Annotated in this window: 24 protein-coding genes and 1 pseudogene; 20 read left to right on the top strand and 5 right to left on the bottom strand. The window is 68.0% G+C overall.

Translation table 11 applies throughout. The annotated features are described in order from the left end of the window. The first annotated feature begins 6 nt into the window (after nt 1-6). From HGB39_RS23985 to HGB39_RS23955, 7 genes and pseudogenes are all read left to right on the top strand, one after another. On the top strand, nt 7-909 hold the full coding sequence (locus tag HGB39_RS23985) for an Lrp/AsnC family transcriptional regulator (RefSeq protein WP_005571191.1): 903 nt from the start codon (nt 7-9) through the stop codon (nt 907-909). Nucleotides 910-962: 53 nt separating this feature from the next. Further along, nucleotides 963-1835, top strand: coding sequence for an LLM class F420-dependent oxidoreductase (locus HGB39_RS23980; protein WP_005571189.1), 873 nt, complete (start codon nt 963-965; stop codon nt 1833-1835). 209 nt (nt 1836-2044) lie between these two features. After that, nucleotides 2045-2401 (top strand): YraN family protein, encoded by a 357-nt coding sequence (locus HGB39_RS23975; protein WP_005259362.1) that lies wholly within the window; start codon nt 2045-2047, stop codon nt 2399-2401. Then, nucleotides 2401-3909 carry a YifB family Mg chelatase-like AAA ATPase gene (locus HGB39_RS23970; protein ID WP_005259360.1) on the top strand — a complete coding sequence of 503 codons (1509 nt, stop codon included), beginning with the start codon at nt 2401-2403 and terminating at the stop codon, nt 3907-3909. The genes HGB39_RS23975 and HGB39_RS23970 overlap by 1 nt, the downstream gene beginning before the upstream one ends. Further along, on the top strand, nt 3906-5060 hold the full coding sequence (gene dprA / locus HGB39_RS23965; RefSeq protein WP_267204509.1) for a DNA-processing protein DprA: 1155 nt from the start codon (nt 3906-3908) through the stop codon (nt 5058-5060). Before HGB39_RS23970 ends, dprA begins: the two co-directional genes overlap by 4 nt. 282 nt (nt 5061-5342) lie before the next feature. Beyond that, nucleotides 5343-6171: pseudogene (locus tag HGB39_RS23960) on the top strand (carboxyl transferase domain-containing protein). 34 nt (nt 6172-6205) lie between these two features. After that, complete coding sequence (locus HGB39_RS23955) at nt 6206-6985, top strand: siderophore-interacting protein (protein WP_064080427.1); 780 nt, start codon at nt 6206-6208, stop codon at nt 6983-6985. Nucleotides 6986-7003: 18 nt separating this feature from the next. Here the strand turns inward: HGB39_RS23955 and HGB39_RS23950 are convergent, their stop codons facing one another. Next, nucleotides 7004-8173 (bottom strand): multidrug effflux MFS transporter, encoded by a 1170-nt coding sequence (locus tag HGB39_RS23950; RefSeq protein ID WP_005569354.1) that lies wholly within the window; start codon nt 8171-8173, stop codon nt 7004-7006. Between the two features lie 85 nt (nt 8174-8258). Here HGB39_RS23950 and HGB39_RS23945 point away from each other — a divergent pair, with 85 nt between their 5' ends. Both HGB39_RS23945 and HGB39_RS23940 read left to right on the top strand, forming a co-directional pair. Next, entirely contained in the window at nt 8259-9185 is a 927-nt protein-coding gene (locus HGB39_RS23945; protein ID WP_037204602.1) for a tyrosine recombinase XerC, read from the top strand. 125 nt (nt 9186-9310) lie between these two features. Further along, nucleotides 9311-10336: a MinD/ParA family ATP-binding protein gene (locus HGB39_RS23940; protein ID WP_005569351.1), complete on the top strand. Its 1026-nt coding sequence runs from the start codon at nt 9311-9313 to the stop codon at nt 10334-10336. Here the strand turns inward: HGB39_RS23940 and HGB39_RS23935 are convergent. Next, nucleotides 10333-10935: a M23 family metallopeptidase gene (locus HGB39_RS23935; RefSeq protein ID WP_376744846.1), complete on the bottom strand. Its 603-nt coding sequence runs from the start codon at nt 10933-10935 to the stop codon at nt 10333-10335. The two genes, HGB39_RS23940 and HGB39_RS23935, sit on opposite strands and share 4 nt — an antisense overlap. Nucleotides 10936-11178: 243 nt before the next feature. Here HGB39_RS23935 and rpsB point away from each other — a divergent pair, with 243 nt between their 5' ends. The 6 genes from rpsB (at nt 11179) to HGB39_RS23905 (ending at nt 16212) form a co-directional block, all read left to right on the top strand. Then, on the top strand, nt 11179-12063 hold the full coding sequence (gene rpsB, locus HGB39_RS23930; protein ID WP_005259344.1) for a 30S ribosomal protein S2: 885 nt from the start codon (nt 11179-11181) through the stop codon (nt 12061-12063). A 112-nt stretch (nt 12064-12175) separates the two neighbouring features. Then, nucleotides 12176-13003: a translation elongation factor Ts gene (tsf, locus tag HGB39_RS23925; RefSeq protein ID WP_005259342.1), complete on the top strand. Its 828-nt coding sequence runs from the start codon at nt 12176-12178 to the stop codon at nt 13001-13003. A 174-nt stretch (nt 13004-13177) separates the two neighbouring features. Beyond that, nucleotides 13178-13906: a UMP kinase gene (gene pyrH / locus HGB39_RS23920; protein ID WP_005240535.1), complete on the top strand. Its 729-nt coding sequence runs from the start codon at nt 13178-13180 to the stop codon at nt 13904-13906. Nucleotides 13907-13987: 81 nt separating this feature from the next. Beyond that, a complete protein-coding gene (gene frr, locus HGB39_RS23915) occupies nt 13988-14545 on the top strand; it encodes a ribosome recycling factor (RefSeq protein ID WP_005240537.1) in 558 nt (185 codons plus the stop codon). Between the two features lie 28 nt (nt 14546-14573). Then, entirely contained in the window at nt 14574-15500 is a 927-nt protein-coding gene (locus HGB39_RS23910) for a phosphatidate cytidylyltransferase (protein ID WP_005573709.1), read from the top strand. 10 nt (nt 15501-15510) lie between these two features. Further along, nucleotides 15511-16212 (top strand): class I SAM-dependent methyltransferase, encoded by a 702-nt coding sequence (locus tag HGB39_RS23905; RefSeq protein WP_005573710.1) that lies wholly within the window; start codon nt 15511-15513, stop codon nt 16210-16212. 9 nt (nt 16213-16221) lie between these two features. On the opposite strand, the gene HGB39_RS23900 is transcribed toward HGB39_RS23905, so the two are convergent. After that, nucleotides 16222-17073 (bottom strand): HpcH/HpaI aldolase/citrate lyase family protein, encoded by an 852-nt coding sequence (locus HGB39_RS23900; RefSeq protein WP_005259336.1) that lies wholly within the window; start codon nt 17071-17073, stop codon nt 16222-16224. Between the two features lie 83 nt (nt 17074-17156). Next, the gene (locus HGB39_RS23895; RefSeq protein WP_005573712.1) at nt 17157-17570 is read right to left on the bottom strand and encodes a LapA family protein; all 414 of its coding nucleotides are present in this window, start codon (nt 17568-17570) and stop codon (nt 17157-17159) included. A 114-nt stretch (nt 17571-17684) separates the two neighbouring features. Between HGB39_RS23895 and rlmN the strand changes: the two genes are divergently transcribed. Continuing rightward, nucleotides 17685-18794: a dual-specificity RNA methyltransferase RlmN gene (gene rlmN, locus HGB39_RS23890; RefSeq protein ID WP_005240549.1), complete on the top strand. Its 1110-nt coding sequence runs from the start codon at nt 17685-17687 to the stop codon at nt 18792-18794. Nucleotides 18795-18869: 75 nt separating this feature from the next. Here the strand turns inward: rlmN and HGB39_RS23885 are convergent, their stop codons facing one another. Further along, entirely contained in the window at nt 18870-19139 is a 270-nt protein-coding gene (locus HGB39_RS23885; protein ID WP_005259333.1) for a DUF2631 domain-containing protein, read from the bottom strand. Nucleotides 19140-19259: 120 nt separating this feature from the next. Between HGB39_RS23885 and dxr the strand changes: the two genes are divergently transcribed. The 4 genes from dxr (at nt 19260) to HGB39_RS23865 (ending at nt 23774) form a co-directional block, all read left to right on the top strand. After that, on the top strand, nt 19260-20417 hold the full coding sequence (gene dxr / locus HGB39_RS23880; protein ID WP_064080775.1) for a 1-deoxy-D-xylulose-5-phosphate reductoisomerase: 1158 nt from the start codon (nt 19260-19262) through the stop codon (nt 20415-20417). Between the two features lie 6 nt (nt 20418-20423). Then, on the top strand, nt 20424-21644 hold the full coding sequence (locus tag HGB39_RS23875) for a M50 family metallopeptidase (RefSeq protein ID WP_005573717.1): 1221 nt from the start codon (nt 20424-20426) through the stop codon (nt 21642-21644). A gap of 41 nt (nt 21645-21685) precedes the next feature. Then, the gene (gene ispG, locus HGB39_RS23870; protein ID WP_005259330.1) at nt 21686-22843 is read left to right on the top strand and encodes a flavodoxin-dependent (E)-4-hydroxy-3-methylbut-2-enyl-diphosphate synthase; all 1158 of its coding nucleotides are present in this window, start codon (nt 21686-21688) and stop codon (nt 22841-22843) included. Between the two features lie 94 nt (nt 22844-22937). Continuing rightward, nucleotides 22938-23774 carry a GNAT family N-acetyltransferase gene (locus tag HGB39_RS23865; protein WP_005573719.1) on the top strand — a complete coding sequence of 279 codons (837 nt, stop codon included), beginning with the start codon at nt 22938-22940 and terminating at the stop codon, nt 23772-23774. Nucleotides 23775-23786 lie beyond the last annotated feature (12 nt).

Below are 23786 nucleotides of genomic sequence, written 5' to 3'. Positions count from 1 at the left end.
GGCATCATGAGTGTCGAACTGGATTCCAAGCTCATCGCGGCGTTGCAGTCGAATGGTCGTGCGACTTATCGGGAGCTCGCCGCGACCGTGGGCGCACCCCGTGCCGCGGTGTCCACGCGCGTGCAGACGCTGCTCGACACCGGCACGGTGAGCGTCGTTGCCGTCGCCCATCCCGAGTTGCTGGGCCTCAAGGCGATGGCTCACGTGTCCGTCGCCGTGTCGGGTCCGGTGGGTCCCGTGGCCGAGGCGCTCTGCGCGTCGGAGGCGGCCGTCTACATTTCCGCGGTGAGCGGGCAGTACAACATCATCGCCGAGCTGCGCGTCCCCAGCCAGCAGGACCTCTACGACGCCATCGCCGCGATCCGTGCGGAACCCGGTGTCCGCACCGTCAACACGCTGTTCTACGCCGATGTCATCAAGGGAATCTTCATGCCCAAGAGCGCATTGCGCGCCGATGTTCGACTGGACGCGAAAGACGTCGCGCTCATCGAGTTGCTGGAAAGGAACGGGCGGATGCCGTTTCTGGAACTGGCCGAACGCACCGGGCTCTCGCCCAGTGCGGCGCGGAATCGAGTGAACCATCTGATCGACAGCACCGCGTTGCGCGTCGGAGCCGTCGTGAAGCGCCGCGGCGGCGGCAGAACACTCGCCATGGGCATCGGCGTCAGCCTCGGATCGCGGGACCGGGAGGCGTGCGCGCAGATCGAGGCTCTGCCGGGTATCGAGTTCCTGGCGCGCACACTCGGCCGATTCGACCTGATCGGAACGGTCGCCGCCGATTCGTCGGGTGACCTCTACTCTCTCGCCGAGCACATCCGGACGATCGACGGAGTGAGGGCCCTGGAGACCTGGACGCATCTCGAGGTGTTCAAGGAGCACTACGCCCGCAGCCTCGACGTCCGCGGATAGGAGCGTGCCGGAAGCGAGTCACGTGGGCCGGGCAACTGTGAGACGATCAGCCGATGCGCCTCGGGTTGCACGCACTCGGGATCGGCACCGGCGCTCGTCGCGCGGTGATCGACTCGGTCGCGGTTGCCGCCGAGAACAGCGGATTCGCCACGCTGTGGGCCGGCGAGCACGTCGTGATGGTGGACCGGTCGGAGTCGCGGTATCCGTACGCGGACGACGGCCGGATCGCGGTCCCCGCCGTCGCGGATTGGCTCGACCCGATGATCGGGCTGAGCTTCGCCGCCGCTGCCACCCACACTATCGGCGTCGCCACCGGTGTGCTGCTGCTGCCCGAACACAATCCCGTCCTCATGGCCAAGCAGGCGGCCACGTTGGATCTGATGAGTGGTGGCCGGCTGACGCTCGGCGTGGGGATCGGCTGGTCCAGGGAAGAATTCGCTGCGCTCGGCATTCCGTTCGAAGGCCGTGGCGCGCGGGCGGCCGAGTACGTCGCGGCGATGCGCTCGCTGTGGCGTGACGACGTCGCGACGTTCGAGGGTGAGTTCGTCCGTGTCGACTCGGTGCGGGTCAATCCGAAACCCGTGCGCGATCGCCGGATTCCGGTCGTGCTCGGGGGCAACAGCGACGCCGCGCTCCGCCGGGTCGCGGCGTGGGGCGACGGCTGGTACGGGTTCAACCTGGACGGCGTCGACGCCGTCACCGAACGGATCCGGACGATCCACGCACTGTGCCGGGACGCGGGGCGCGACGCCGAGGAGTTGCGCCTCGCCGTCGCCCTCCGGGAGGTGGACCCCTCCGACGTCGAGTCGCTGGTCGATGCGGGAGTCGACGAACTCGTCCTCGTCGAGTCGCCACCCGGGGATCCCGGTGAGGCCGCCGACTGGGTGGCGGCTCTCGCGCGCCGATGGATGCCTGCGCTCGGCTGACTGTCCGATTTCAGGCTTGACAGCCCTGGCCTGGGCCTATGGGGTGATCGCGGGCCGCGGAGTGCCGAGTTGTCCACAACGTGCACTTCATGCACAGCCCAGTTCGTTCGCCCAGTTCGAGTGCCTCTTCCCGGAATCGGGTCGGGCACGGTGGTGCGAGAGGCGCGGTTCGCATCGGTGGGCCGCCGGGGGACGGGGTGGAGGCTGCTGTGGCGCACAATCTCGCGCTTGGAGCACATGGGGAGGATCTGGCCGCCCGGTATCTCACCGAGGCGGGCATGGAGATCGTCGACCGAAACTGGCGATCCCGATACGGGGAAGTCGATCTCATTGCAGCAGAGGGAGACTGGCTCGTGTTCGTGGAGGTGAAGACACGGCGCGGCCTGGGATACGGCAGCCCGGCCGAAGCGGTGACGTTCTCGAAACAGCGCAGGATCCGCCTGTTGGCCGTGGAGTGGCTGCGGGACTCGGGCCGGCACTGGTCGCGGGTGCGGTTCGACGTGGTCGCGATCATGATCGGGCACGGTCCGCAGCCCCAGATCGAACACGTCCGGGATGCGTTCTGATGGCACTGGGGCGAGCACATTCGGTGGCGGTGACCGGGGTCGACGGTCAACTGGTCGAGATCGAGGCCGATATCGGCCGCGGGCTACCCGCGGTGCATCTGGTCGGGCTGCCGGACACTGCGCTGCAGGAGGCTCGGGACCGGATCAGGGCTGCCGTGGCGAATTCGGGCGAGGAGTGGCCGGATTCGAAGGTGATCCTCGCGTTGTCGCCGGCGACGCTGCCGAAGGTCGGGTCGGTCTACGATCTCGCGCTCGTCGCTGCCGTGCTGGACGCGGCCAAGCAGGTGAAGCGGCAGCGGCTGCGCGAGACCGTTCTGCTCGGAGAACTGGCGCTGGACGGGCGGCTCCGGTCGGTGCGCGGGATCCTGCCCGCGGTGCTCGCGGCGAAGAATGCGGGGTGGGCGACGGTGGTGGTCCCGGTGCAGTCGCTGCCCGAGGCGGGACTCGTCGGTGGTGTCGAGGTGCTCGGCGCGCACGATCTGAGGGCGGCGATCGCGTGGCTGCGGGAGGAGCGCGATCTCGAGTACCCGGAGCCGGCCCAGTGGGTCGCGCAACCGGTGCGCGCCGATCTGAGTGAGGTGGTGGGTCAGGCCGAGGCGCGCTGGGCCATCGAGGTGGCGGCGGCGGGAGCGCACCACCTGATGCTCACCGGCCCACCCGGCGTGGGGAAGACGATGCTGGCGCAACGACTTCCCGGCGTTCTGCCCCCGCTGACCGAGAGTGAATCGCTCGAGGTGACTGCCATCCACTCCGTGGCCGGGCTCCTGCCGCCCGAGCGTCCCCTCATCGACGTGCCGCCGTTCATCGCACCGCACCACACCGCGTCCGTGAGCGCGCTCGTCGGCGGCGGAAGCGGTGTCGCGAAGCCCGGCGCCGTCAGTCGCGCCCACCGTGGGGTGCTGTTTCTCGACGAGTGCGCCGAGATCGGAACCAAGGTCCTCGAAGCCCTGCGGACCCCGCTCGAGGACGGGGAGGTGCGTATCGCGCGCCGGGACGGGGTCGCCCGCTATCCGGCGCGCTTCCAGCTGATCCTCGCGGCCAATCCCTGCCCGTGCGCGCCCGCGCGGGAGGCCGACTGCGTGTGCGCGCCGACCGCCCGGCGACGCTACCTCGGGAAGCTGTCGGGACCGTTGATGGATCGGGTGGATCTGCGGGTGCGGATGCAGGCCGTCGCGACCGGGGCGTTCATCGACGAGGTCGGTGAGAGCACCGAGGACGTCCGGCAGCGGGTGGCCGAGGCGCGGGCCGCCGCCGGCGAGCGGTGGAGCGACTACGGGTGGCGCACCAACGCGGAGGTGCCCGGACCGGCCCTGCGGCAGAAGTTCCGGTTGGCGCGGCCCGCGCTGGCGCCGGTGGAGCGAGCGCTGCGGAAGGGACTGATCACGGCCCGAGGCGCCGATCGGGCGTTGCGTGTGGCCTGGACGGTGGGCGATCTGGCGGGGCTCGACATGCCGGGCCCGGAGCAGGTGGTCACCGCGTTGGGATTTCGTGATCGGAGCTTTCAGTGACGGTGGAAAGTCGGAGTGGTGCAAGCGATCCGAGTGGGGTTCAGGATCCGCGGCGGTTGGCGTGGGCGTATCTGTCGAAGGTGGTTCAGGGGCCGTGCCCGGCGCTGTCGCGGCTCGTGGAGGAGGTGGGTCCGGAGGAGGCTGCGCGTGCCGTGCGGGAGCGGGACCTGTCGGAGATGCTGGGGGAGCGCACGATTGCCCGGGCACATGTGGATACCGCCGCACACGATCTCGAACTGGTGGCGGGGATGGGTGGCCGGCTCGTGACGCCGGACGACGACGAGTGGCCGCAGTGGCGGTTTCTCGGTTTCGGGAATCTGTCCCGGTCGCGGGACGAGGGCCCGCCGTTGGCGTTGTGGGTGCTCGGTTCGCGGCCGGTGGCCGAATTGACCGATCGGGCGATCTCGATCGTGGGGACGCGGGCGGCGAGTGGATACGGCGAGCACGTGACTGCGGAGATTTCCGGTGATCTCGCCGCCGACGGGTGGACGATCGTGTCGGGTGCGGCGTTCGGGGTCGATGGTGCCGCGCATCGTGCGGCGTTGGGTGTCGGGGGGCTGACGGTCGCGGTGCTGGCGTGTGGTGTGGATCGTGCGTACCCGGCGGGGCATGCGCGCATGCTGCGGCAGATCGCGCAGAACGGTGCGGTGATCAGTGAGTACGCGCCGGGCACGACACCGGCGAAGCATCGGTTTCTGGCGAGGAATCGTTTGGTGGCGAGCCTGTCCGACGGGCTGGTCGTGGTGGAGGCGGGGTGGCGCAGTGGCGCGCGGAACACGGCGAGTTGGGCCCGCAAACTGGGGCGTCCGGTGATGGCGGTACCGGGGCCGGTGACGTCGGCGTCGTCGATGGGATGCAATCGGATGATTCGGGAAGGGGAGGCGCGGTTGGTCGCGAATGCCGGTGACGTGGTGGAGGAAGCCGGGCCGATCGGGCTGCGGGAAGGCCTCGACGTGGTCCGCGATCTCGATGCGCTGTCCGGTGCTGCCCTGCTGGTGTACGAGGCGTTGCCTGCGGTCGGGCCGCGTGGGGTCCGGGAGTTGTCCGAACTGTCCGGCGTCGCGGTGGAGCAGGTTCGGGCCGTGCTGCCGTTATTGGAGATGGAGGGCTTCGTCGGATCAGACGACACCGGATGGTCACGGCAGAGGTGACACCTGAGGCCGATCCCATCGAGAGTCCGCCCGGCGCGCACTTCATCGTGCTCGGAAGTCCGAAGTGCGAGTCGAAGCGACCCATCGACGACATGTTGGGGTAGAAACTTTCGTAGAACGCACCTCACAACCACACGAAGGAGTGAGATATGGGGTCAGCCGAGGACTTGTGGCGGAACTTCGTCGCGCAGGTGTTGAGCCTGTTGATCGCTTCCGGCTCGTAGCGGAGCTACTACCTCCTCACAGCGCCTCCAGTCGGTTCACCGATGCAGCGCCGGGTCGGTGCACGTACGGTCTCCGGTGAGGCAACTACCGGCGCGCCGCGAGTGCAGTCCACTCGAGGGTGCGTCTCGAGGAGGGAACGTCCACCACGTCGCGCCGAGCGAAGAGGCGGCGTTCGCGTGGGTGCGGGAGTATCTCGGCTTCCTCCCGGCCAGCAGGCACGAAGAAGCGCCGATCGTGAACCCGGGCCTCGAACCCGAGATCACCGACAACGATCTGGCGTTGAACGAGTTCATGCCGGACGCCGACAACGCCGCCTACGACATGCACGACCTGCTGCTGAACATTTGCGACGACGGTGACTTTCACGAACTCGCCGCGCAGACGGCACCGAACGTGATCACCGGATTCTCCCGGGTGGACGGGCGATCCGTCGGAGTCGTGGCCAACCAGCCGCAATTCCTCAGTGGGGCACTGGATCAGGTCGGCGCAGACAATGCGGCCCGCTTCGTGCGGATCTGCAACGCCTACGAGATTCCCCTCGCGTTCGTCATCGACACACCGACCGCACGCATCGCGGTCATGGGCGCCGAGGCGGCGATCAGTCTCCTCTGCCACCGCGAGCTCGAAGCCGCCAGGCGTGGAACAGGACGCGATGGGGCAGCAACTCGTCGACGCCTACAACGAGAACGTCGCGACACCGTATTCGGCCGCCGAGCGCGGCTACATCGACGCGGTGATCGAACCGTCCGCCACCCGGCTCGAGATCCGGCGGGCGCTGACGTTGCTCCGCGACAAACGCCAAGCGCTCCGCCCGCGGCGAGCAGAAGCACCACCTGATTCCGCTCTGACTGCCGTCGGCAGTCACTCCTGTACCGTAGTTAGGTAACACTAACCAACTTGAGTTCATTGGAGAGATGCCTGTGGCAAAGCCGACTGCGACGCTGACCGTGCTCCGGACCGAATGGCTGACCCCGCACATGGTGCGGGTATTCCTCGGCGACCCGGGATTCGACAGCTTCGTTCCCAATGCCTTCACCGATGCGTACGCGAAACTCGAATTCGGAAGTCCCGAAGAGCCCGCCCTACGCACGTACACGATCCGGTCGGTGGATCCGGTGAAGCGTGAGATCGCCATCGACTTCGTGGTGCACGGCGACGCCGGTGTCGCCGGGCCGTGGGCGGCGTCCGCGGCGGCCGGCGACGTCCTCCGGCTGCGCGGCCCCGGAGGCGCGTTCGCGCCGGACCCGGCAGCCGACTGGTACCTGCTCGCGGGCGACGAGACCGCAATCCCCGCCATCTCGGCGTCCGTCGAGAAGCTGGACCCGTCGGCGGTCGGACGGGTGATCATCGAGGTCGCCGGCCCCGAGGACGAAATCGCCTTCGACTCGCCCGCGGGCGTCGACGTCACGTGGATCCACCGCGGCGACACGTCGGACCGGATCGGGGAAGAGGCGTCGGGGGACAACGCACCCCTCGTCGCGGCAGTGCGCGACACCGCATGGCTGCCCGGAACGGCGCAGGTGTTCATTCACGGTGAGGCGCAGGCCGTCATGCACAACCTGCGCTCCTACGTGCGCAAGGAACGGGGCGTTCCCGCGTCGGCCGCGTCGATCTCCGGTTACTGGCGTCGCGGTCGCACCGAGGAGGGCTTCCGGGTGTGGAAGTCCGAGCTCGCCGCGAGCGAAGGTGCCTCGCGCTGACTCACTGCGGCGGACGCGCTACGAGATGTGCGTCCGCCGCGTCAGCACCAGCAGTGACAGCATCGCCACGGCGCCCGCCGACGGGATCGCGACGGCCATCGGAACCGCGGTGTCGGGGCCGGCGATGCCGACGAGCGGCGAGACCACCGCGGCGAGGCCGAACTGGCCGGCACCGAGGAGCGCAGACCCGGTGCCGGACGCCCTGGTCACCTCGCCCTGAGCCAGCGCCGTCGCGTTGCCCATCACGAAACCGATGCTCGACACCGAGACGAACAGCGGAATCAGGATCGCCCACCAGGGCGGCGAATCGATCAGCGTCGCGGCGAGCAGCAGCACGACGCCCGCTGCCAGGAGCAGCGTGACCCCGAAACCCAGCAGCTGCCGCGCATGGAATGTGCCCACGAGCCGCGTGTTGACGATCGCGGCGCCCACCATGCCCGCCGCGTTCACCGCGAACACCATGGAGAACTGCCCCGGGCTGAGCCCGAGGACGTTCTGCACGACGAACGGGGACGCGGAGATGTACGAGAAGAGCGCGACGAACCCGAACATGAACGTGAACGCGTAACCCAGATAGACACGGTTGCCGACGACGTAGCGCAGGTTCCGGACCAGTGCAGTGAGCCCGCCGCCGTGCCGGTTCTCCACGGGAAGCGTCTCCGGGACCAGGATCAGCACCCCCGCGAACATCACCACACCGGCGGCGGTGAGAACCCAGAAGATCCCTCGCCAGCCGACCGGCCCGAGCAGGGCGCCGCCCATCAGCGGCGCGACGACCGGCGCGACCCCGCCGATGATCATCATGATGCTGAAGAGCCGGGCAGCGCTGTCTCCGCGGGCCCGGTCGGCAATGCAGGCGCGTGCGAGCACGATCGCCGCGCCACCGCTCAGACCCTGGAAAAGGCGTGCAGCGATGAGGGTTTCGACGGTTGGTGCGAGAGCGCACGCCATCGCGGCGAGGGTCGTGACGACGGTGGCGCCGATCAGCAGGCGCCGGCGCCCGAGGCCGTCCGACAGCGGTCCCACGACGAGCTGACCGATGCCGAGCCCGGCCATGAATGTGGTCAACGTCAGCTGCACGCTCGGCGCGGACGTGTTCAGGCTCTCCGTCATCAGGGGGAGACCGGGGAGATACATGTCGGTGGCCAGGGGAGCGATCGCGGACAGTAACGCCAGGACACACAACATCGGGATGGAGATCGTTCGCGGCACAAAAGAACTCTAGCGGCGCGGCTGCTTGATTTATCTCCCGCCCGAGTCGACTGTTGCCTTTATGAGCAGCGACCTGCCGGCACCGTTGGAGCTGGTACTCGAGGAGTACGCGCGGCATCTCGGGCTCGAACGCGGCCGATCGCAGCACACCGTGAAGGCGTACGTCGCGGACGCGAAGTCGCTGCTGCAGCACTGGTTGTCGACGTCACCGGAGGCACACCTCGGCGAGCTCGACATCCAGGTACTGCGGTCGTGGCTCGCGGGCCAGTCCGCGGCCGGCATCGCCCGGACGACCCTCGCCCGGCGGACGTCGTCGGTGCGCAACTTCACAGCCTGGCTGCTGCGGACCCGGCGTATCGCCACCGATCCAGGCGCCCGGCTGGGTGCCGCGAAGGCCCACCGCACGCTGCCCCCGGTGCTGCGGCAGTCGCAGGCGGCCGATGTGATGGATGCCGCCGAATCGGGCGCGCAGCAGAACGATCCGATCGCCCTGCGCGACCGTCTCATCGTGGAACTGCTCTACGCGACGGGAATACGGGTGGGGGAACTGTGCGGCCTCGACCTCGGTTCGGTGGATCGCGAGCGGTGGCTGCTGCGTGTGATCGGCAAGGGAGACAAGGAGCGCTCCGTGCCGTATGGGAAACCGGCCGCGGACGCCGTGGACCTCTGGTTGCACGTCGGCAGGCCCGCTGTCGCGACGGACAGTTCCGGGCAGGCGCTACTCCTGGGCAAACGAGGGAAGCGTCTGGACCAGCGGCAGGCGCGCAGCGTCGTCCACGAGGTCCTGTCCGCGGTCCCCGGCGCACCGAACCTGAGCCCGCACGGCCTGCGCCACACGGCCGCGACACACCTCCTCGAAGGCGGAGCGGACCTGCGCGTCGTGCAGGAACTCCTCGGGCACGCGAGCCTCGCGACCACCCAGCTCTACACGCACGTGTCCGTCGCGAGGCTCCGCGCGGTGCACGATCAGGCGCATCCCCGGGCCTGACTCGGTTTGGTAGCGTCGCGCCACGAATCTGCAGTTATTTCTGCACTATCCCGGGGGAAGTAGTGGACCGCGAAGACTTGACTCGACCGCAGCCGTCCTGGCTGAACGATGGTGGCGGCGCCCCGGTGGGCGACACCGCGGCAGATCCGTGGGGGCAGCAATCCTGGGACGGTCCCGCCCCGGAGCCGAGCCGGCATCAGGTGACCAGTCAGGATCTGGTGGCGGATGCTCTCCTCGAACGGGCACGCAAGGCGCCGAGCCGAGGGTGGCGGCGCGGACTGCACCGGCTCACAGGCGGATCGGTGAATCCGGGGGAGTCGGCAGGTGAGGCGCGCGAAGCGGCACTGCTCGACCGCATCCGGCAGCCGATCCAGGGGGACTATCGAATTGCATTCCTGTCCTTGAAGGGCGGCGTCGGCAAGACGACGACCACGATCGGGCTGGGATCGACGTTCGCGTCACTGCGCGGCGACTGTGTGATCGCCGTCGACGCCAACCCCGACTTCGGGACACTCGCGCAACGCGTGCCGCTGCAGACGCATTCGACCGTCCGCGATCTCATCGCGGCGGAGTCGACCATCCGGCGTTACTCGGATGTACGGGCCCACACGTCGCAGGCGCCGAGCCGTCTCGAGGTGCTCGCGAGCGAACAGGACCCGGCGATCTCCGAGGCGTTCAGCGAGGACGACTACCGGCGGGTGATCGACATCCTGCAGGTGTACTACAACATCATCCTCACCGACTGCGGCACCGGCATCATGCATTCGGCGATGAACGGTGTTCTGCAACTCGCCAACTCCCTGGTGCTGGTGAGCTCGCCGGCAATAGACGGCGCCCGCAGTGCCGCCGCCACGCTGGACTGGTTGCAGCACCACGGTTACGGGCACCTGGTCTCGCGGACGGTCGTCGTGATCAGCGCCGCCCGGCCCGGCTCGAGCACGATCGACATGACGGAACTGACCAATCACTTCCTGCTCCGGTGCCGGGCCGTGAAGGTGGTGCCGTTCGACGAGCACCTCGCCGAGGGTTCGGTGGTGGATCTGGATCTGCTGCGCCCAGCGACGCGGAAGGCGTTCGTCGAACTCGCGGCGATGGTCGCGGACGACTTCCCGGAGTCGGCAGGCAGGCACGCCGTCGCAGAGTGGCGCTAGCCGCCGACGGGTTCGAGCCGTACCGGAGTCACGCGGACGAGTCCGAGCGGGTCGAGGTATTCGCGGTCGCGGCGAAGACCCCAGTGCAGGCACGCGGCGACGGGTGCGATGCAGCCCGGGTGCCCGGGTTCGAGCGTGCCGACGACGGTCCCGCGCCCCACGCGCTGCCCGGGGGTGACCCGGGCGGTCACCGGTTCGTACGTGGTGCGGAGCCCACCCGGGTGGTCGACGGAGACGACGGGCTTGCCGGCCACCGTGCCGGCGAACACCACCACACCCGCACCTGCCGACAGGACGGCCTCGTCGGGCACGCCACCCAGATCCACGCCGCGATGGCCGGGAAGCCAGTCGTGCTCGGGGTTGTCGAACGCCCGGACCACCCGCGGTCGTGGGTGCAGCGGCCAGTCGAAGTCGCCGCTCGGCGCGGCATCGGCGGGCGGGGCGACGAGCGCCGCGGCGGTCAGCAGCGTGGACGCCGTGGCCGTCGCCGTGAGCGCCCGCAGAAGCGCCCCGAACTTCGTCATGGATGAACGATCCCGCACGTCCGGGTCGATGATCGGGCAGTGGGCGAGAATGTGGATCGAATGCGCTTTGTCCACAGATCCCGCAAAACCCTTGCACGCGCGGCCGCCGTGTGGCAGGGGCGGTTAGGGCGTTCGGCGAGGAGGCCGTACACTGATCGAGCGGTCTGTGCTCCCACAGTCCGACTTCGCGCGCCCGCGCAGGTTATCGGCCATCGGCTGGTCTCGCATCTCGGTGTGAGTCCGATGGTCTGCGGGCGCCAGGGTGGAGCGTCTCGAGACGCTCTGCATCAACCGGCAATGAAAGAGAGATACACAGCCATGGCTGTCGTAACAATGAAGCAGCTGCTCGACAGCGGCACGCACTTCGGTCACCAGACCCGTCGTTGGAACCCGAAGATGAAGCGTTTCATCTTCACCGACCGCAACGGCATCTACATCATCGACTTGCAGCAGACGCTGACGTACATCGACAAGGCGTACGAGTTCGTCAAGGAGACCGTTGCCCACGGCGGCACCGTCCTCTTCGTCGGCACCAAGAAGCAGGCCCAGGAGTCCATCGCGGCCGAGGCCACTCGCGTCGGGATGCCCTACGTCAACCAGCGTTGGCTCGGCGGCATGCTCACCAACTTCACCACCGTCCACAAGCGTCTTCTCCGCCTCAAGGAGCTCGAGGCCATGGAGCAGACCGGTGGCTTCGAGGGTCGCACCAAGAAGGAAATCCTCATGCTCACGCGTGAGATGACCAAGCTGGACCGCACTCTCGGTGGTATCCGCGACATGGCCAAGGTCCCCTCCGCGGTGTGGGTCGTCGACACCAACAAGGAGCACCTGGCCGTCGCCGAGGCTCGCAAACTGAACATCCCGGTCATTGCGATCCTGGACACCAATTGCGACCCCGACCTCGTCGACTACCCGATCCCGGGCAACGACGACGCCATCCGCAGCGCCGCCCTGCTGACCAAGGTTGTTGCTTCCGCAGTGGCCGAGGGCGTGCAGGCCCGTGCCGGACTGAGCGCCGACAAGGACGCGAAGCCCGAGGCCGGCGCCGGCGAACCCCTCGCCGAGTGGGAGCAGGAACTGCTCTCGCAGGCAGCGCCCGCCGCTGAGGCTGCGCCCGCCGCAGAGGCCGCTCCCGCAGCTGAGGCACAGGCGGCTCCGGCTGCCGAGGCCCCCGCAGCAGAGGCACCCTCCACCGAGGCCTGATCCGATGCACACGGCCCTGACCAGAGATCTTTTGGTCAGGGCCGTTTCACGGTCTGGTCCGAGTACTACCCTGACTTACGTCCCGACAGACATATGAGGAGGCTCGCTCACCATGGCGAACTACACCGCCGCTGACGTCAAGCGGCTCCGCGAGCTCACCGGCTCCGGAATGATGGCCTGCAAGAACGCTCTCGCTGAGGCCGAGGGTGACTTCGACAAGGCTGTGGAGCAGCTGCGCATCAAGGGCGCCAAGGACGTGGGCAAGCGTGCCGAGCGCACCACGGCCGAGGGCCTGGTCGTTTCCAAGGACGGCGTCCTGCTCGAGCTCGACTGCGAGACGGACTTCGTCGCGAAGAACGAGGACTTCCTGAAGCTCGCCGAGTCGATCGTCACGGTCGCCGCGGCAGCGAAGCCCGCCGACGTCGACGCGCTCAAGGCGCTCGAACTCGACGGCAAGACGGTCGACACCGTCATCCAGGAGCAGTCCGCGAAGATCGGCGAGAAGCTCGTCCTGAGCAAGATCGCCTCGTTCGACGGACCGGTCGCGGTCTACCTGCACAAGCGCAGCGCCGACCTGCCGCCCGCCGTCGGCGTCCTCGTCGAGTACACCGGTGAGGGCGACGCTGCTGCGGAGGCCGCTCGCGGTGCCGCCATGCAGGTCGCGGCGCTCAAGGCCAAGTACGTCACGCGTGACGAGGTCCCCGAGGACATCGTCGCCAACGAGCGGCACATCGCCGAGGAAACCGCTCGCGCCGAGGGCAAGCCGGAGCAGGCTCTGCCGAAGATCATCGAAGGCCGCGTCAACGGTTACTTCAAGGACGTCGTGCTGACCGAGCAGTCCTCGGTGCAGGACTCCAAGAAGTCCGTGAAGGCGATCCTCGACGAGGCCGGCGTCACCATCAAGCGCTTCGTTCGCTTCGAGGTCGGTGCTTCGAGCTAGTCGGGTGAGTCGTATGGCCCCGTCGGACGAGTGCGCTCGCCCGGCGGGGCCTACGTATACCGCCACCGTCCTGATGAGGCAGGATGAGGATGGCCGTCTGAATGGGTCGAGTAGGCGCGTGGGTGCGCTCGGCCGCTGTCGAAATCGACGAGTGCTGTGGAACTGAGGAGAGCAATGTCCGAACCAGCCAACGAACGTACGGGATTCCATCGAGTCCTTCTCAAACTCGGCGGAGAAATGTTCGGTGGTGGCAAGGTCGGCCTCGACCCCGACGTGGTGACCAAGGTCGCGGAACAGATCGCCGAGGTCGTGCGGTCCGGGGTGCAGGTGGCGGTGGTCATCGGCGGCGGCAACTTCTTCCGTGGTGCGGAACTGCAGCAGCGAGGTTTGGACCGCGCGCGTTCCGACTACATGGGCATGCTCGGCACCGTGATGAATTGCCTTGCTCTGCAGGACTTCCTGGAGAAAGAGGGCATCGACAGCCGCGTGCAGACGGCGATCACCATGGGACAGGTGGCGGAGCCCTACATTCCGCTGCGCGCTCAGCGTCACCTCGAGAAGGGCCGCGTCGTGATCTTCGGCGCCGGCATGGGCATGCCCTACTTCTCGACCGACACGACCGCGGCGCAGCGCGCACTCGAGATCGGCGCCGAGGTCGTCCTGATGGCCAAGGCCGTCGACGGCGTGTTCACCGCGGACCCGAACCTCGACCCGACCGCGACGATGTACACGCAGATCACGCACCGTGAGGTCATCGAACAGGGACTCAAGGTGGCCGACGCGACGGCCTTCAGCCTCTGTATGGACAACGAGATGCCGATCATGGTGTTCAATCTGCTGACCGAGGGGAATATCGCTCGGGCAGTATCCGGTGAGAAGATCGGAACGCTCGTCAAGTCATGACGCGAGTGACACGCTCGACACAGGGTTTTCTCGAAACAGAGGCAGTGACGAATCGATGCAGAACGACATGGAGGAACAGCCGTGATTGATGAAGCTCTCTTCGAAGCCGAGGAGAAGATGGAGAAGGCTGTCACGGTGGCCAAGGACGATCTCGGATCGATCCGCACGGGCCGCGCGAATCCTGGCATGTTCAATCGCATCGGAATCGACTACTACGGCGCGTTCACCCCGATCACGCAGCTCGCCAGCATCAACGTGCCGGAAGCGCGACTGGTCGTCGTCAAGCCGTACGAGGCCTCGCAGCTCGGCGCCATCGAGACGGCGATCCGGAACTCCGACCTGGGCGTGAACCCGTCCAACGACGGAAACCTGATCCGCATCTCCGTCCCCCAGCTCACCGAGGAACGCCGCCGCGAACTGGTCAAGCAGGCCAAGTCCAAGGGCGAGGACGCGAAGGTGTCCGTGCGGAACGTGCGCCGCAAGGCGATGGACGAGCTGTCCCGGATCCAGAAGGACGGCGAGGCGGGCGAGGACGAGGTCGGTCGGGCCGAGAAGGAACTCGACAAGACGACCGCCCGGTACGTCGCGCAGGTCGACGAACTGGTGAAGCACAAGGAAGCCGAGTTACTGGAAGTTTAGTCACGAGACGAGGAGTGGATCGGGGACAGTGACCGTGCCAGCAGAACACGGGACCCCAGGGGGACCCATCTCCGAGGGCGACCCCTCGGAACCGGTCTCCGAGGGTGCGCCTGCGCCGGAGGCGGCCCCGGCCGCGAAGTCGAAGGCCGGGCGTAACCTCCCCGCCGCGATCGGCGTGGGCGTCGGTCTCGGCGTCGCGCTGATCCTGATCCTCGTCTACGTGCCGCTGGTGTGGATCGGCGTGGTGGCCGTCGCGATGGCGGTCGCCACCTGGGAGGTCACCAAGCGCCTGCGGGAGACCGGGATCAGCGCCCCCCGGATCCCGCTGCTCGCGGGCGGTCAGGCGATTCTGTGGCTCGGGTGGCCGTTCGGCCCGGTCGGGGTGCTCAGCGCCTTTGCGGGGACCGTGCTGGTCTGCATGGTCTGGCGGCTGTTCGACCACGGGCTGAAGGCGACACCGCAGAATTTCCTCCGGGACACCGCGATCACCGTGTTCGTCGCCTCCTGGATCCCGCTGCTGGCGTCGTTCGCCGTGCTGATGGTGTTGCAGGCCGACGGCGCCGGGCGGGTGCTGTGCCTGATGATCGGCGTGGTCTGCTCCGACGTGGGCGGCTACGCGGCGGGTGTGCTGTTCGGCAAGCATTCGATGGTGCCGGCGATCAGCCCCAAGAAGTCGTGGGAAGGGTTCTTCGGTTCGCTGCTGTTCTGTGTCATCGGCAGCCTGCTCACGGTCACCCTGATCCTCGACGAGAACTCGATGATCGGCGTGCTCCTCGGTGTCGTCCTGGTGGTCACCGCCACGCTCGGCGATCTCATCGAATCCCAGGTCAAGCGAGAGCTTCGCATCAAGGACATGGGCACCCTGCTTCCCGGGCACGGCGGCATCATGGACCGTCTCGATTCCCTGCTGCCGTCGGCGTTCGTGACGTGGCTGGTGCTCACGGTCCTCGTCTGACCGCCCTGCCGTGACCATTCCCAGCCCGAACATCTGGCACTGGCCGGAGTGGTACGAGGTCGAGAATCGCGCCCAGGACGTGGACGGGGCGATCTTCCGGCACCTGCGCGGGGCCGTGGACTGGACGGGCGGCATCGTCGCCGACGTGGGCTGCGGCTCCGGCTTCCACCTCCCGGTCTTCGCCGAGTCAGCGGCCAGGGTCTACGGAATCGAACCGCACTCGCCGCTGCTGGAACGTGCCCGCACCCGCGTGGGGCACCTGCCGAACGTCCGCGTGATCGACGGCTCGGCCGAGGGCATACCCCTCGGCGACGCGAGCGTGGACGTCGTGCATGCGCGGACCGCCTATTTCTTCGGTCCCGGCTGTGGCCGCGGAATCTGCGAGGCGATGCGGGTGCTGCGTCCGGGCGGCGCGCTCGTGGTGGTCGATCTCGATGCCACGGCCCATCCCTACGGCGAGTGGATGCGGGCCGACCTGCCGCAGTACAACCCGGCGACCGTCGAGGCCTTCTTCGCGGCGCAGGGGTTCGGCCTCGTGCGCGTGGAGACGCGATGGCGATTCCCGGACCGGGAAGCGCTGCGCGGAGTCCTCGGTATCGAGTTCACCAAGAAGACGGCATCGAAGGCGTTCGCGCAGACACCCGGCGTGGCTCTCGACGTGCGCTACCGCGTGCACGTCCGCCGAAAGCCCGCCGGGCTGGAGATGCTCTGACCGGTGTCGTTACCGCGGTGCGATGTGGAAGAGCTGTGCGAGTGCGTTGATCTTCTTGGCCTTCGCCAGCTTGGGGAGGTCACTGCCGTCCCGCACCCGGGAGCCGTCCTCGCCGAGGTCCGCGATCACGTCGCGCGCCCATTCGGCTTCGGCCGGGGACGGGCTCAGTGCGTCGTTGACCGGGGCCGTCTGCGCGATGGTCATGCACAGCTTCCCGGTCATGCCCATCGAGAGGGTCAGCGCCGACGCGCGGACCAGTGCGTCGACGTCCGTGCCGAGGGTGGGGCCGTCGATCGGCGGTGCGATCCGGGCGGCCCGGCTGGCGACCGTCAGCCGGGAGCGGGGATAGGCCATCGCCAGCGGCGAATCGTCCATCCCGGTGTCGCGACGGAAGTCGCCGCTGCCGAACGCGAGCCGGAACGTGGCCTCCGTCCGGGCGATCTCGGGTGCCGCCTCGAGTCCCATCGCGGATTCGACGAGGGCGAGCACCTTCGTGCCCTCGGGGAGCCGCTCGGCGGTGGCGTCGACCTGCATTCCACTCTCGGTCTTGGCGAGCATGACGCCCTCGAGCCCGGGAACACCGTTCAGGGCTGCCAGATCGTCCGCCCAGTAGGGGGTGGTGGCGTCGTTGATCCGCACCCACGCGCGGCGGTTCTCGCCGAGCCAGGCGACGACGTCGGCGCGCGCCCGGGGTTTGCGGTCGGGGGTGACGGCGTCCTCGAGGTCGAGGATCACGGCGTCGGCGGCGCTGGCATGGGCCGCCTCGAAACCCTCGGGTTTGCCGGCGGGAACCAGCAGCCAGGATCGTGCTTGTTCAGCCGCGATACGCGGTGCCACAGTCGTCTCCATGTCGGCCTTCACAGTCGTGCCGTTCCGGTGATATCCACGACAGTAATTCTGCTCGCTCAGTGTCTGCGCAATCCACTTGCGTAACTAATGTTCAGTTAGAAATTACTGTTCAGGCGCCGCTGCCGGTTCGCTGCCCGACGGATCTGGATGATGCGGACCCCGCCCGCGAGGGCCATGATCACCGCGCCTGCGATCGCCGCGAACAACAGTGTGACGCCCAGCGGGAGGGTGAATTCCCAGGCGAACATTTCGAGGGTCACGCTGTCGAGGTTCTGCAGGATGAACACGAGAAGCAGTACCAGAACGACGATTCCGATCACCAGACCGGTCCACGTGGCGCCCACCCGGGTGTGCTTGATGCCCTTGCGGCGTGCGACGTCGGGATGCTCGGCGCCGGCCGGTGTCGTGTCGGAGTGCGGCGGGTCGGTGGGCACCGGACCGGTGCTCGGACCATGGTGTGCCGGAACGTCCGGAGGGAAGTTCGAGGGGTCGTCCGGTGTTGTCGACATAAGTTGATCTTCACCCACCTCGGCGGGTTCCGCATGCGCATCGGGCGGCGAAACGACGTCGATCAGGCATCCGCACGACAACGACCCCCGAATCAATGGGACAATGGAGAAACTATGGCTGTCTCGCTTCCCCTCGTTTTCACCGCGCCCCGGCGTGGGATGCCGCCCAAGCATCTCGCGGACCTCGACTCCGCCGAGCGGCGGGAGGCCGTCAAGGAGCTGGGTCTGCCCGGGTTCCGGGCCGACCAGCTGGCCCGGCAGTACTACGCGCGGCTCGAGGCGGATCCGGAGAAGATGACCGATCTCCCCGCCGCCGTGCGTGAGCAGGTGGGCGCGGCCCTGTTCCCGACGCTGCTCACCCCCGTCAAGCACCTGGCCTGCGACGGCGGAGACACCCGCAAGACGCTCTGGAAGGCGAACGACGGGACGCTGCTCGAAAGCGTCCTCATGCGCTACCCCGACCGCGCGACGCTGTGCATCTCCAGTCAGGCGGGATGCGGAATGGCGTGCCCGTTCTGCGCGACCGGTCAGGGCGGGCTGCAACGCAACCTGTCGACCGCCGAGATCGTCGACCAGGTGCGTGCGGCCGCGGCCGCACTCCGCGACGGTGACGTCCACGGCGGTCCGGGCCGGTTGTCGAACGTCGTCTTCATGGGGATGGGGGAGCCGCTCGCCAACTACAAGCGAGTGGTCGCCGCCGTCCGTCGCATCACGTCACCCGCCCCCGACGGTCTCGGGTTGTCGCAACGCTCCGTGACGGTGTCGACGGTGGGTCTGGCGCCCGCGATCCGCAAGCTCGCCGACGAGGACCTCAGCGTGACGTTGGCCGTGTCTCTGCACACCCCGGACGACGAACTGCGCGACACCCTCGTGCCCGTGAACAACCGCTGGTCGGTGGCGGAGGTCCTCGACGCCGCCCGCTACTACGCGGACAAGTCCGGCCGGCGCGTCTCGATCGAGTACGCGTTGATCCGGGACGTGAACGATCAGCCGTGGCGCGCCGACCTGCTGGGCAAGAAGCTGCGCAAGGCGCTCGGACCGTTGGTGCACGTGAATCTCATTCCGCTGAACCCCACACCGGGCAGTGAGTGGGACGCGAGCCCGAAGCCGGTGGAGAAGGAATTCGTCCGGCGCGTGCTGGCGCAGGGTGTGTCCTGCACCGTGCGGGACACCCGCGGCCAGGAGATCGCGGCCGCCTGCGGGCAGCTCGCCGCCGAGAACTGAGCGTCTGCCGAACAGGCAGAAACGACGAACCCCTCGCCCGAGTGATCGGGGCGAGGGGTTCGCTCGTGGTTCGTGTTACCGGGGCTTGCGCCGCAGGACGATGTCGCGAACGAGGATCAGGACCATCAGGGCCGCGCAGCCGATCAGCCACAGGTCCTCGACCAGGCCGGTGTGGTTGCCGATGATCATGAGCAGCAGGAACACGGCGAAGAACCATCCGAAGAACCGGAACGTCTTCGGCGCCTCACCGCTCCAGCCCCATGCCGCCGACGGGACCTCCGCGGTGTCGATGTGTGCGGCCACGATGGGGTCGCTGGACGAGGGCTCCAACTGGGTACCGGCCACGATCGATCCTCCTGCAGATTCGGTTGCGCTACTCGACATATCGTGACATACGACTGCCCGTCGTATGTAGCGGGGCCATCCGTGGCGGACCGTCCGCATTTCATCAGGAACAATGGGTGGGTGGATGAAAACAGGCCCACTCGCGTCCTGCTGCTCGGCAGCACAGGTTCGATCGGTACCCAGGCGTTGGAGGTGGTGGCCGCCAATCCGGACAAGTTCACGGTGGTGGGACTCGCGGCCGGCGGCGGAAACGTCGAACTGCTGAACCGGCAGATTCGTGAGACGGGTGTGTCCTCCGTCGCAGTCGCGGATCCGCGGGCGGCCGCATCGCTGGATCGGCCCGGCGTGCTGAGTGGACCGGACGCCGTCACCGAACTCGTGCGGACCACGGAAGCGGACGTCGTGCTCAACGCGCTCGTCGGTTCGCTGGGACTGGAGCCGACCCTGGCCGCGCTCGAGTCCGGTGCGCGGCTCGCCCTGGCCAACAAGGAGTCGCTCGTCGCCGGCGGCCCCCTCGTCACCGCAGCGGCGGCCCCGGGACAGATCGTGCCGGTCGACTCCGAGCACTCCGCGCTGGCCCAGTGCCTGCGGGGCGGCAGCGCGGACGAAGTGGATCGGCTGGTTCTCACCGCCTCGGGCGGACCGTTCCGCGGCTGGACGGCCGATCGGCTCGAATCGGTCACACCCGAGCAGGCCGGTGCCCACCCCACGTGGTCGATGGGGCCGATGAACACGCTGAACTCCGCGACACTCGTCAACAAGGGCCTCGAACTGATCGAGACCCACCTGTTGTTCGGCGTCGACTACGACCGGATCGACGTCACCGTTCACCCGCAGTCCATCGTGCACTCGATGGTCACGTTCACCGACGGGTCGACGCTGGCGCAGGCCAGCCCACCCGACATGAAACTCCCGATCGCCCTGGCGCTCGGCTGGCCGCACCGGGTGGCCGGCGCCGCCGCAGCCTGCGACTTCAGCACGGCGTCCACCTGGGAATTCGAGCCACTCGACTCGCAGGTTTTCCCTGCCGTCGACCTCGCCCGCGAGGCGGGCAAGGGTGGGGGATGCCTCACCGCGGTCTACAACGCTGCGAACGAGGTCGCGGCTCAGGCATTCTTGGACGGGATCATCCGGTTCCCGCGCATCGTCCGCACCGTCGCCTCCGTGCTGTCCGAGGCGGACGAGTGGTCGGCGCCACCGGCTACCGTGGAAGACGTACTGGCCGCCGACGGCTGGGCACGTGAGCGAGCACGTCAGCTCGTGAAGCAGGAAGGCTAGAACTGCATGGTGTTCGCAGTGGGCGTTGTTCTCTTCGCCCTCGGGATCGCGCTGTCGATCGCACTTCACGAAGCGGGGCACATGTGGGTGGCGCAGGCCACCGGCATGAAGGTCCGCCGGTATTTCATCGGTTTCGGACCCAAGATCTTCTCCTTCCGCCGCGGTGAGACCGAGTACGGGCTCAAGGCGCTTCCGCTCGGCGGGTTCTGCGACATCGCCGGGATGACGGCGCTGGACGAACTCGAACCGGACGAAGAAGACCGGGCCATGTACAAGAAGCCGACCTGGAAGCGCCTCGCGGTGATGTCCGGCGGCATCGGCATGAACTTCGTCCTCGGGCTCGTGCTGGTCTACGTCCTCGCCGTCGGGTGGGGGCTGCCCGACCTCAACCGGTCCACCGACGCGGTCGTCGGCTCGGTCGGGTGCGCGGCGCCGACCCAGGGTCCCGGCCCCGACTACGCCCTGTCCGAGTGCACCGGACCGGGCCCCGCCGAGCAGGCGGGCATCAGGACCGGCGACGTCATCACCGCGGTCGACGGCACGGACACGCCCTCGTTCGCCGACGTGGCCGCCGCCACGCGTTCGCTGTCCGGTCCGGTGGACTTCACCATCGAGCGGGACGGCGAAGAGCAGACGATCGTCGTCCCGGTCCAGCAGGTGCAGCGCTGGGTGCAGGAGGAGGGGGAGAGCGAACCTCACGAGGCGACGGTCGGCGCGATCGGCATCGGCGCGACCCCGAGCGTCGTCGAGCACTCGGCCCTTTCGGCGGTGCCCGCCTCGTTCGAGTTCACCGGCGACATGTTCGTGATGACCGCCGAGCGGCTGGTGCAGATGCCGAGCAAGGCCGTCGACCTGTGGCACGCGGTGACGGGCGGCGAACGCGACCCGGAGACCCCGATCTCCGTGTACGGCGCCAGCGTCATCGGCGGTCAGATAGCCGAACAGGGCATCTGGGAAGCGTTCGTGCTGCTGCTCGCGAGCCTGAATTTCTTCCTCGGGATGTTCAACCTCCTGCCGCTGCTGCCGCTCGACGGCGGGCACATGGCGGTCACCGTGTACGAGCGGGTCCGGGACTGGTTCCGCAGCAGGCGCGGCCTTCCCAGCGGGGGGCCCGTCGACTACATGAAACTTCTGCCCGTCACCTATGTGGTGATCGTCATAGGCGGCGCATACATGCTCCTCACCCTGACCGCCGACATCGTCAACCCGATCAAGCTCTTCCAGTGATCGCTAAACTCGGACTTGAAGCTACGAAAGAAGGCACCCACGTGACCAGCCCTGTCGGATTGGGTATGCCCGAAGGCCCGGCCGCCGTTCTCGCACCCCGCCGCAAGACTCGCCAGCTCCAGGTCGGAACTGTCGGAGTCGGCAGCGACTTCCCGGTATCCGTGCAGTCGATGTGCACCACCAAGACCCACGACGTCAACGCCACCCTGCAGCAGATCGCCGAACTCACGGCGTCGGGCTGCGACATCGTCCGTGTCGCCTGCCCGCGGCAGGAGGACGCCGACGCGCTCGCGACCATCGCGAAGAAGAGTCAGATCCCGGTCATCGCCGACATCCATTTCCAGCCCCGGTACATCTTCGCTGCCATCGAGGCCGGCTGCGCGGCCGTCCGTGTGAACCCCGGCAACATCAAGGAGTTCGACGGACGCGTCAAGGAGGTCGCGAAGGCCGCGGGCGACGCAGGCATCCCGATCCGCATCGGCGTCAACGCCGGTTCCCTCGACCCGCGGCTGATGCAGAAGTACGGCAAGGCCACGCCGGAGGCGCTCGTCGAGTCCGCGCTGTGGGAGGCGGGACTGTTCGAGGAACACGGGTTCGGCGACATCAAGATCTCGGTGAAGCACAACGACCCGGTGATCATGGTCGAGGCCTACCGGCAGCTGGCGGCGCAGTGCAACTACCCGCTGCACCTCGGGGTGACCGAGGCCGGTCCGGCGTTTCAGGGCACGATCAAGTCGGCGGTGGCGTTCGGTGCGCTGCTGGCGGACGGCATCGGCGACACCATCCGGGTGTCGCTGTCCGCCCCGCCCGCCGAGGAGATCAAGGTCGGCACGCAGATCCTGCAGTCGCTGAACCTGCGACCCCGGAAGCTCGAGATCGTGTCCTGCCCGTCGTGCGGGCGCGCCCAGGTAGACGTGTACACGCTCGCCGACGAGGTCACCGCCGGTCTCGAGGGCATGGAGATCCCGCTGCGCGTGGCCGTCATGGGGTGCGTCGTCAACGGTCCCGGTGAGGCCCGCGAGGCCGACCTGGGTGTCGCGTCCGGCAACGGCAAGGGGCAGATCTTCGTCAAGGGCAAGGTCATCAAGACCGTGCCGGAGGCGCAGATCGTCGAAACCCTCATCGAGGAAGCCATGCGGATCGCCGAGGAGATGGAGGGTGATGCGACGTCCGGATCACCCGTCGTGACGGTCAGCTGAGTCGGCGCAGGCAGCGGGCGACGAAACGTCTCCCGTTTCCGGCGAGTTCATGGCAATCTGGTGGGCAGGTCCACTAGCTGACAAGGTTGGGTAGATGCTCAAGCTCCTCGGTGCCAAACAGTTGAGCAGTCGGGACGCAGCACACGTGCTTCGCGTTCTCGACGCCGATCCTGTCGCCGCCTGCATGGTTGCCGCTCGCGTAGAAGAGGGCGGCATCGATCCCCGGATGATCCACGGAGAGTTGTGGAGTCGGGGCGGGCCGCTCGAGTCGTTGTGCTTCTCGGGCGCGAATTTCGTGCCGCTGCGCGGCAGCATCGACGACATGCGGGCGTTCGCCGACCGCGCCTGTCGCACCCCGCGCATGTGTTCGTCGCTCGTCGGCCGGGCCGAACTGACGCTGCCGCTGTGGGAGATGCTCGAGATGGATTGGGGGCCTGCCCGCGAGGTCCGGCCCGACCAGCCGCTGCTGGCGCTGGCGAGTACCCCGCAGTGCCGCCCGGACCCCCTGGTCCGGCAGGTGCGGATGCACGAACTCGAGCAGTACCTGCCTGCCGCGGTCGCGATGTTCATCGAAGAGGTCGGCATCGATCCGCGCGCCAACGACGGCGGACGAGGGTACCGGCGTCGCGTCGCCAACCTGATCGCCGCCGGCCGGGCGTGGGCCAGATTCGACGACGGTCAGGTGGTGTTCAAGGCCGAGGTCGGCTCGGTGTCCTCGCGGGTGGGGCAGATCCAGGGTGTGTGGGTGCATCCGATGTATCGCGGGCACGGGTTCGGGGCGGCGGGTACCGCGACGGTCGCGGAGGCCGTCATCGCGGAGGGCCGCATCGCCAGCCTCTACGTCAACAGTTTCAACACGGTGGCCCGCAGCGCGTACGCGCGCGTCGGCTTCAGCCAGGTCGCGACGTTCGCCACGATTCTTCTGGACTGACTCGCTGTCCGC

Source organism: Rhodococcus opacus (genome assembly GCF_012396235.1).
In the GTDB taxonomy this organism is placed as follows: Bacteria; Actinomycetota; Actinomycetes; order Mycobacteriales; family Mycobacteriaceae; genus Rhodococcus_F; species Rhodococcus_F opacus.
Note: the sequence above shows the minus strand (reverse complement) of the source record. Positions and strands in the feature narration are given on the sequence as shown.

Excerpts from the sequence above, each read along its gene's own strand:
- HGB39_RS23985 (WP_005571191.1), top strand. The coding sequence starts at position 7 with ATGAGTGTCGAACTGGATTCCAAGCTCATCGCGGCGTTGCAGTCGAAT.
- HGB39_RS23980 (WP_005571189.1), top strand. The coding sequence starts at position 963 with ATGCGCCTCGGGTTGCACGCACTCGGGATCGGCACCGGCGCTCGTCGC.
- HGB39_RS23970 (WP_005259360.1), top strand. The coding sequence starts at position 2,401 with ATGGCACTGGGGCGAGCACATTCGGTGGCGGTGACCGGGGTCGACGGT.
- HGB39_RS23950 (WP_005569354.1), bottom strand. The coding sequence starts at position 8,173 with ATGTTGTGTGTCCTGGCGTTACTGTCCGCGATCGCTCCCCTGGCCACC.
- HGB39_RS23945 (WP_037204602.1), top strand. The coding sequence starts at position 8,259 with ATGAGCAGCGACCTGCCGGCACCGTTGGAGCTGGTACTCGAGGAGTAC.
- rpsB (WP_005259344.1), top strand. The coding sequence starts at position 11,179 with ATGGCTGTCGTAACAATGAAGCAGCTGCTCGACAGCGGCACGCACTTC.
- tsf (WP_005259342.1), top strand. The coding sequence starts at position 12,176 with ATGGCGAACTACACCGCCGCTGACGTCAAGCGGCTCCGCGAGCTCACC.
- pyrH (WP_005240535.1), top strand. The coding sequence starts at position 13,178 with ATGTCCGAACCAGCCAACGAACGTACGGGATTCCATCGAGTCCTTCTC.
- HGB39_RS23895 (WP_005573712.1), bottom strand. The coding sequence starts at position 17,570 with ATGTCGACAACACCGGACGACCCCTCGAACTTCCCTCCGGACGTTCCG.
- rlmN (WP_005240549.1), top strand. The coding sequence starts at position 17,685 with ATGGCTGTCTCGCTTCCCCTCGTTTTCACCGCGCCCCGGCGTGGGATG.
- HGB39_RS23875 (WP_005573717.1), top strand. The coding sequence starts at position 20,424 with ATGGTGTTCGCAGTGGGCGTTGTTCTCTTCGCCCTCGGGATCGCGCTG.
- HGB39_RS23865 (WP_005573719.1), top strand. The coding sequence starts at position 22,938 with ATGCTCAAGCTCCTCGGTGCCAAACAGTTGAGCAGTCGGGACGCAGCA.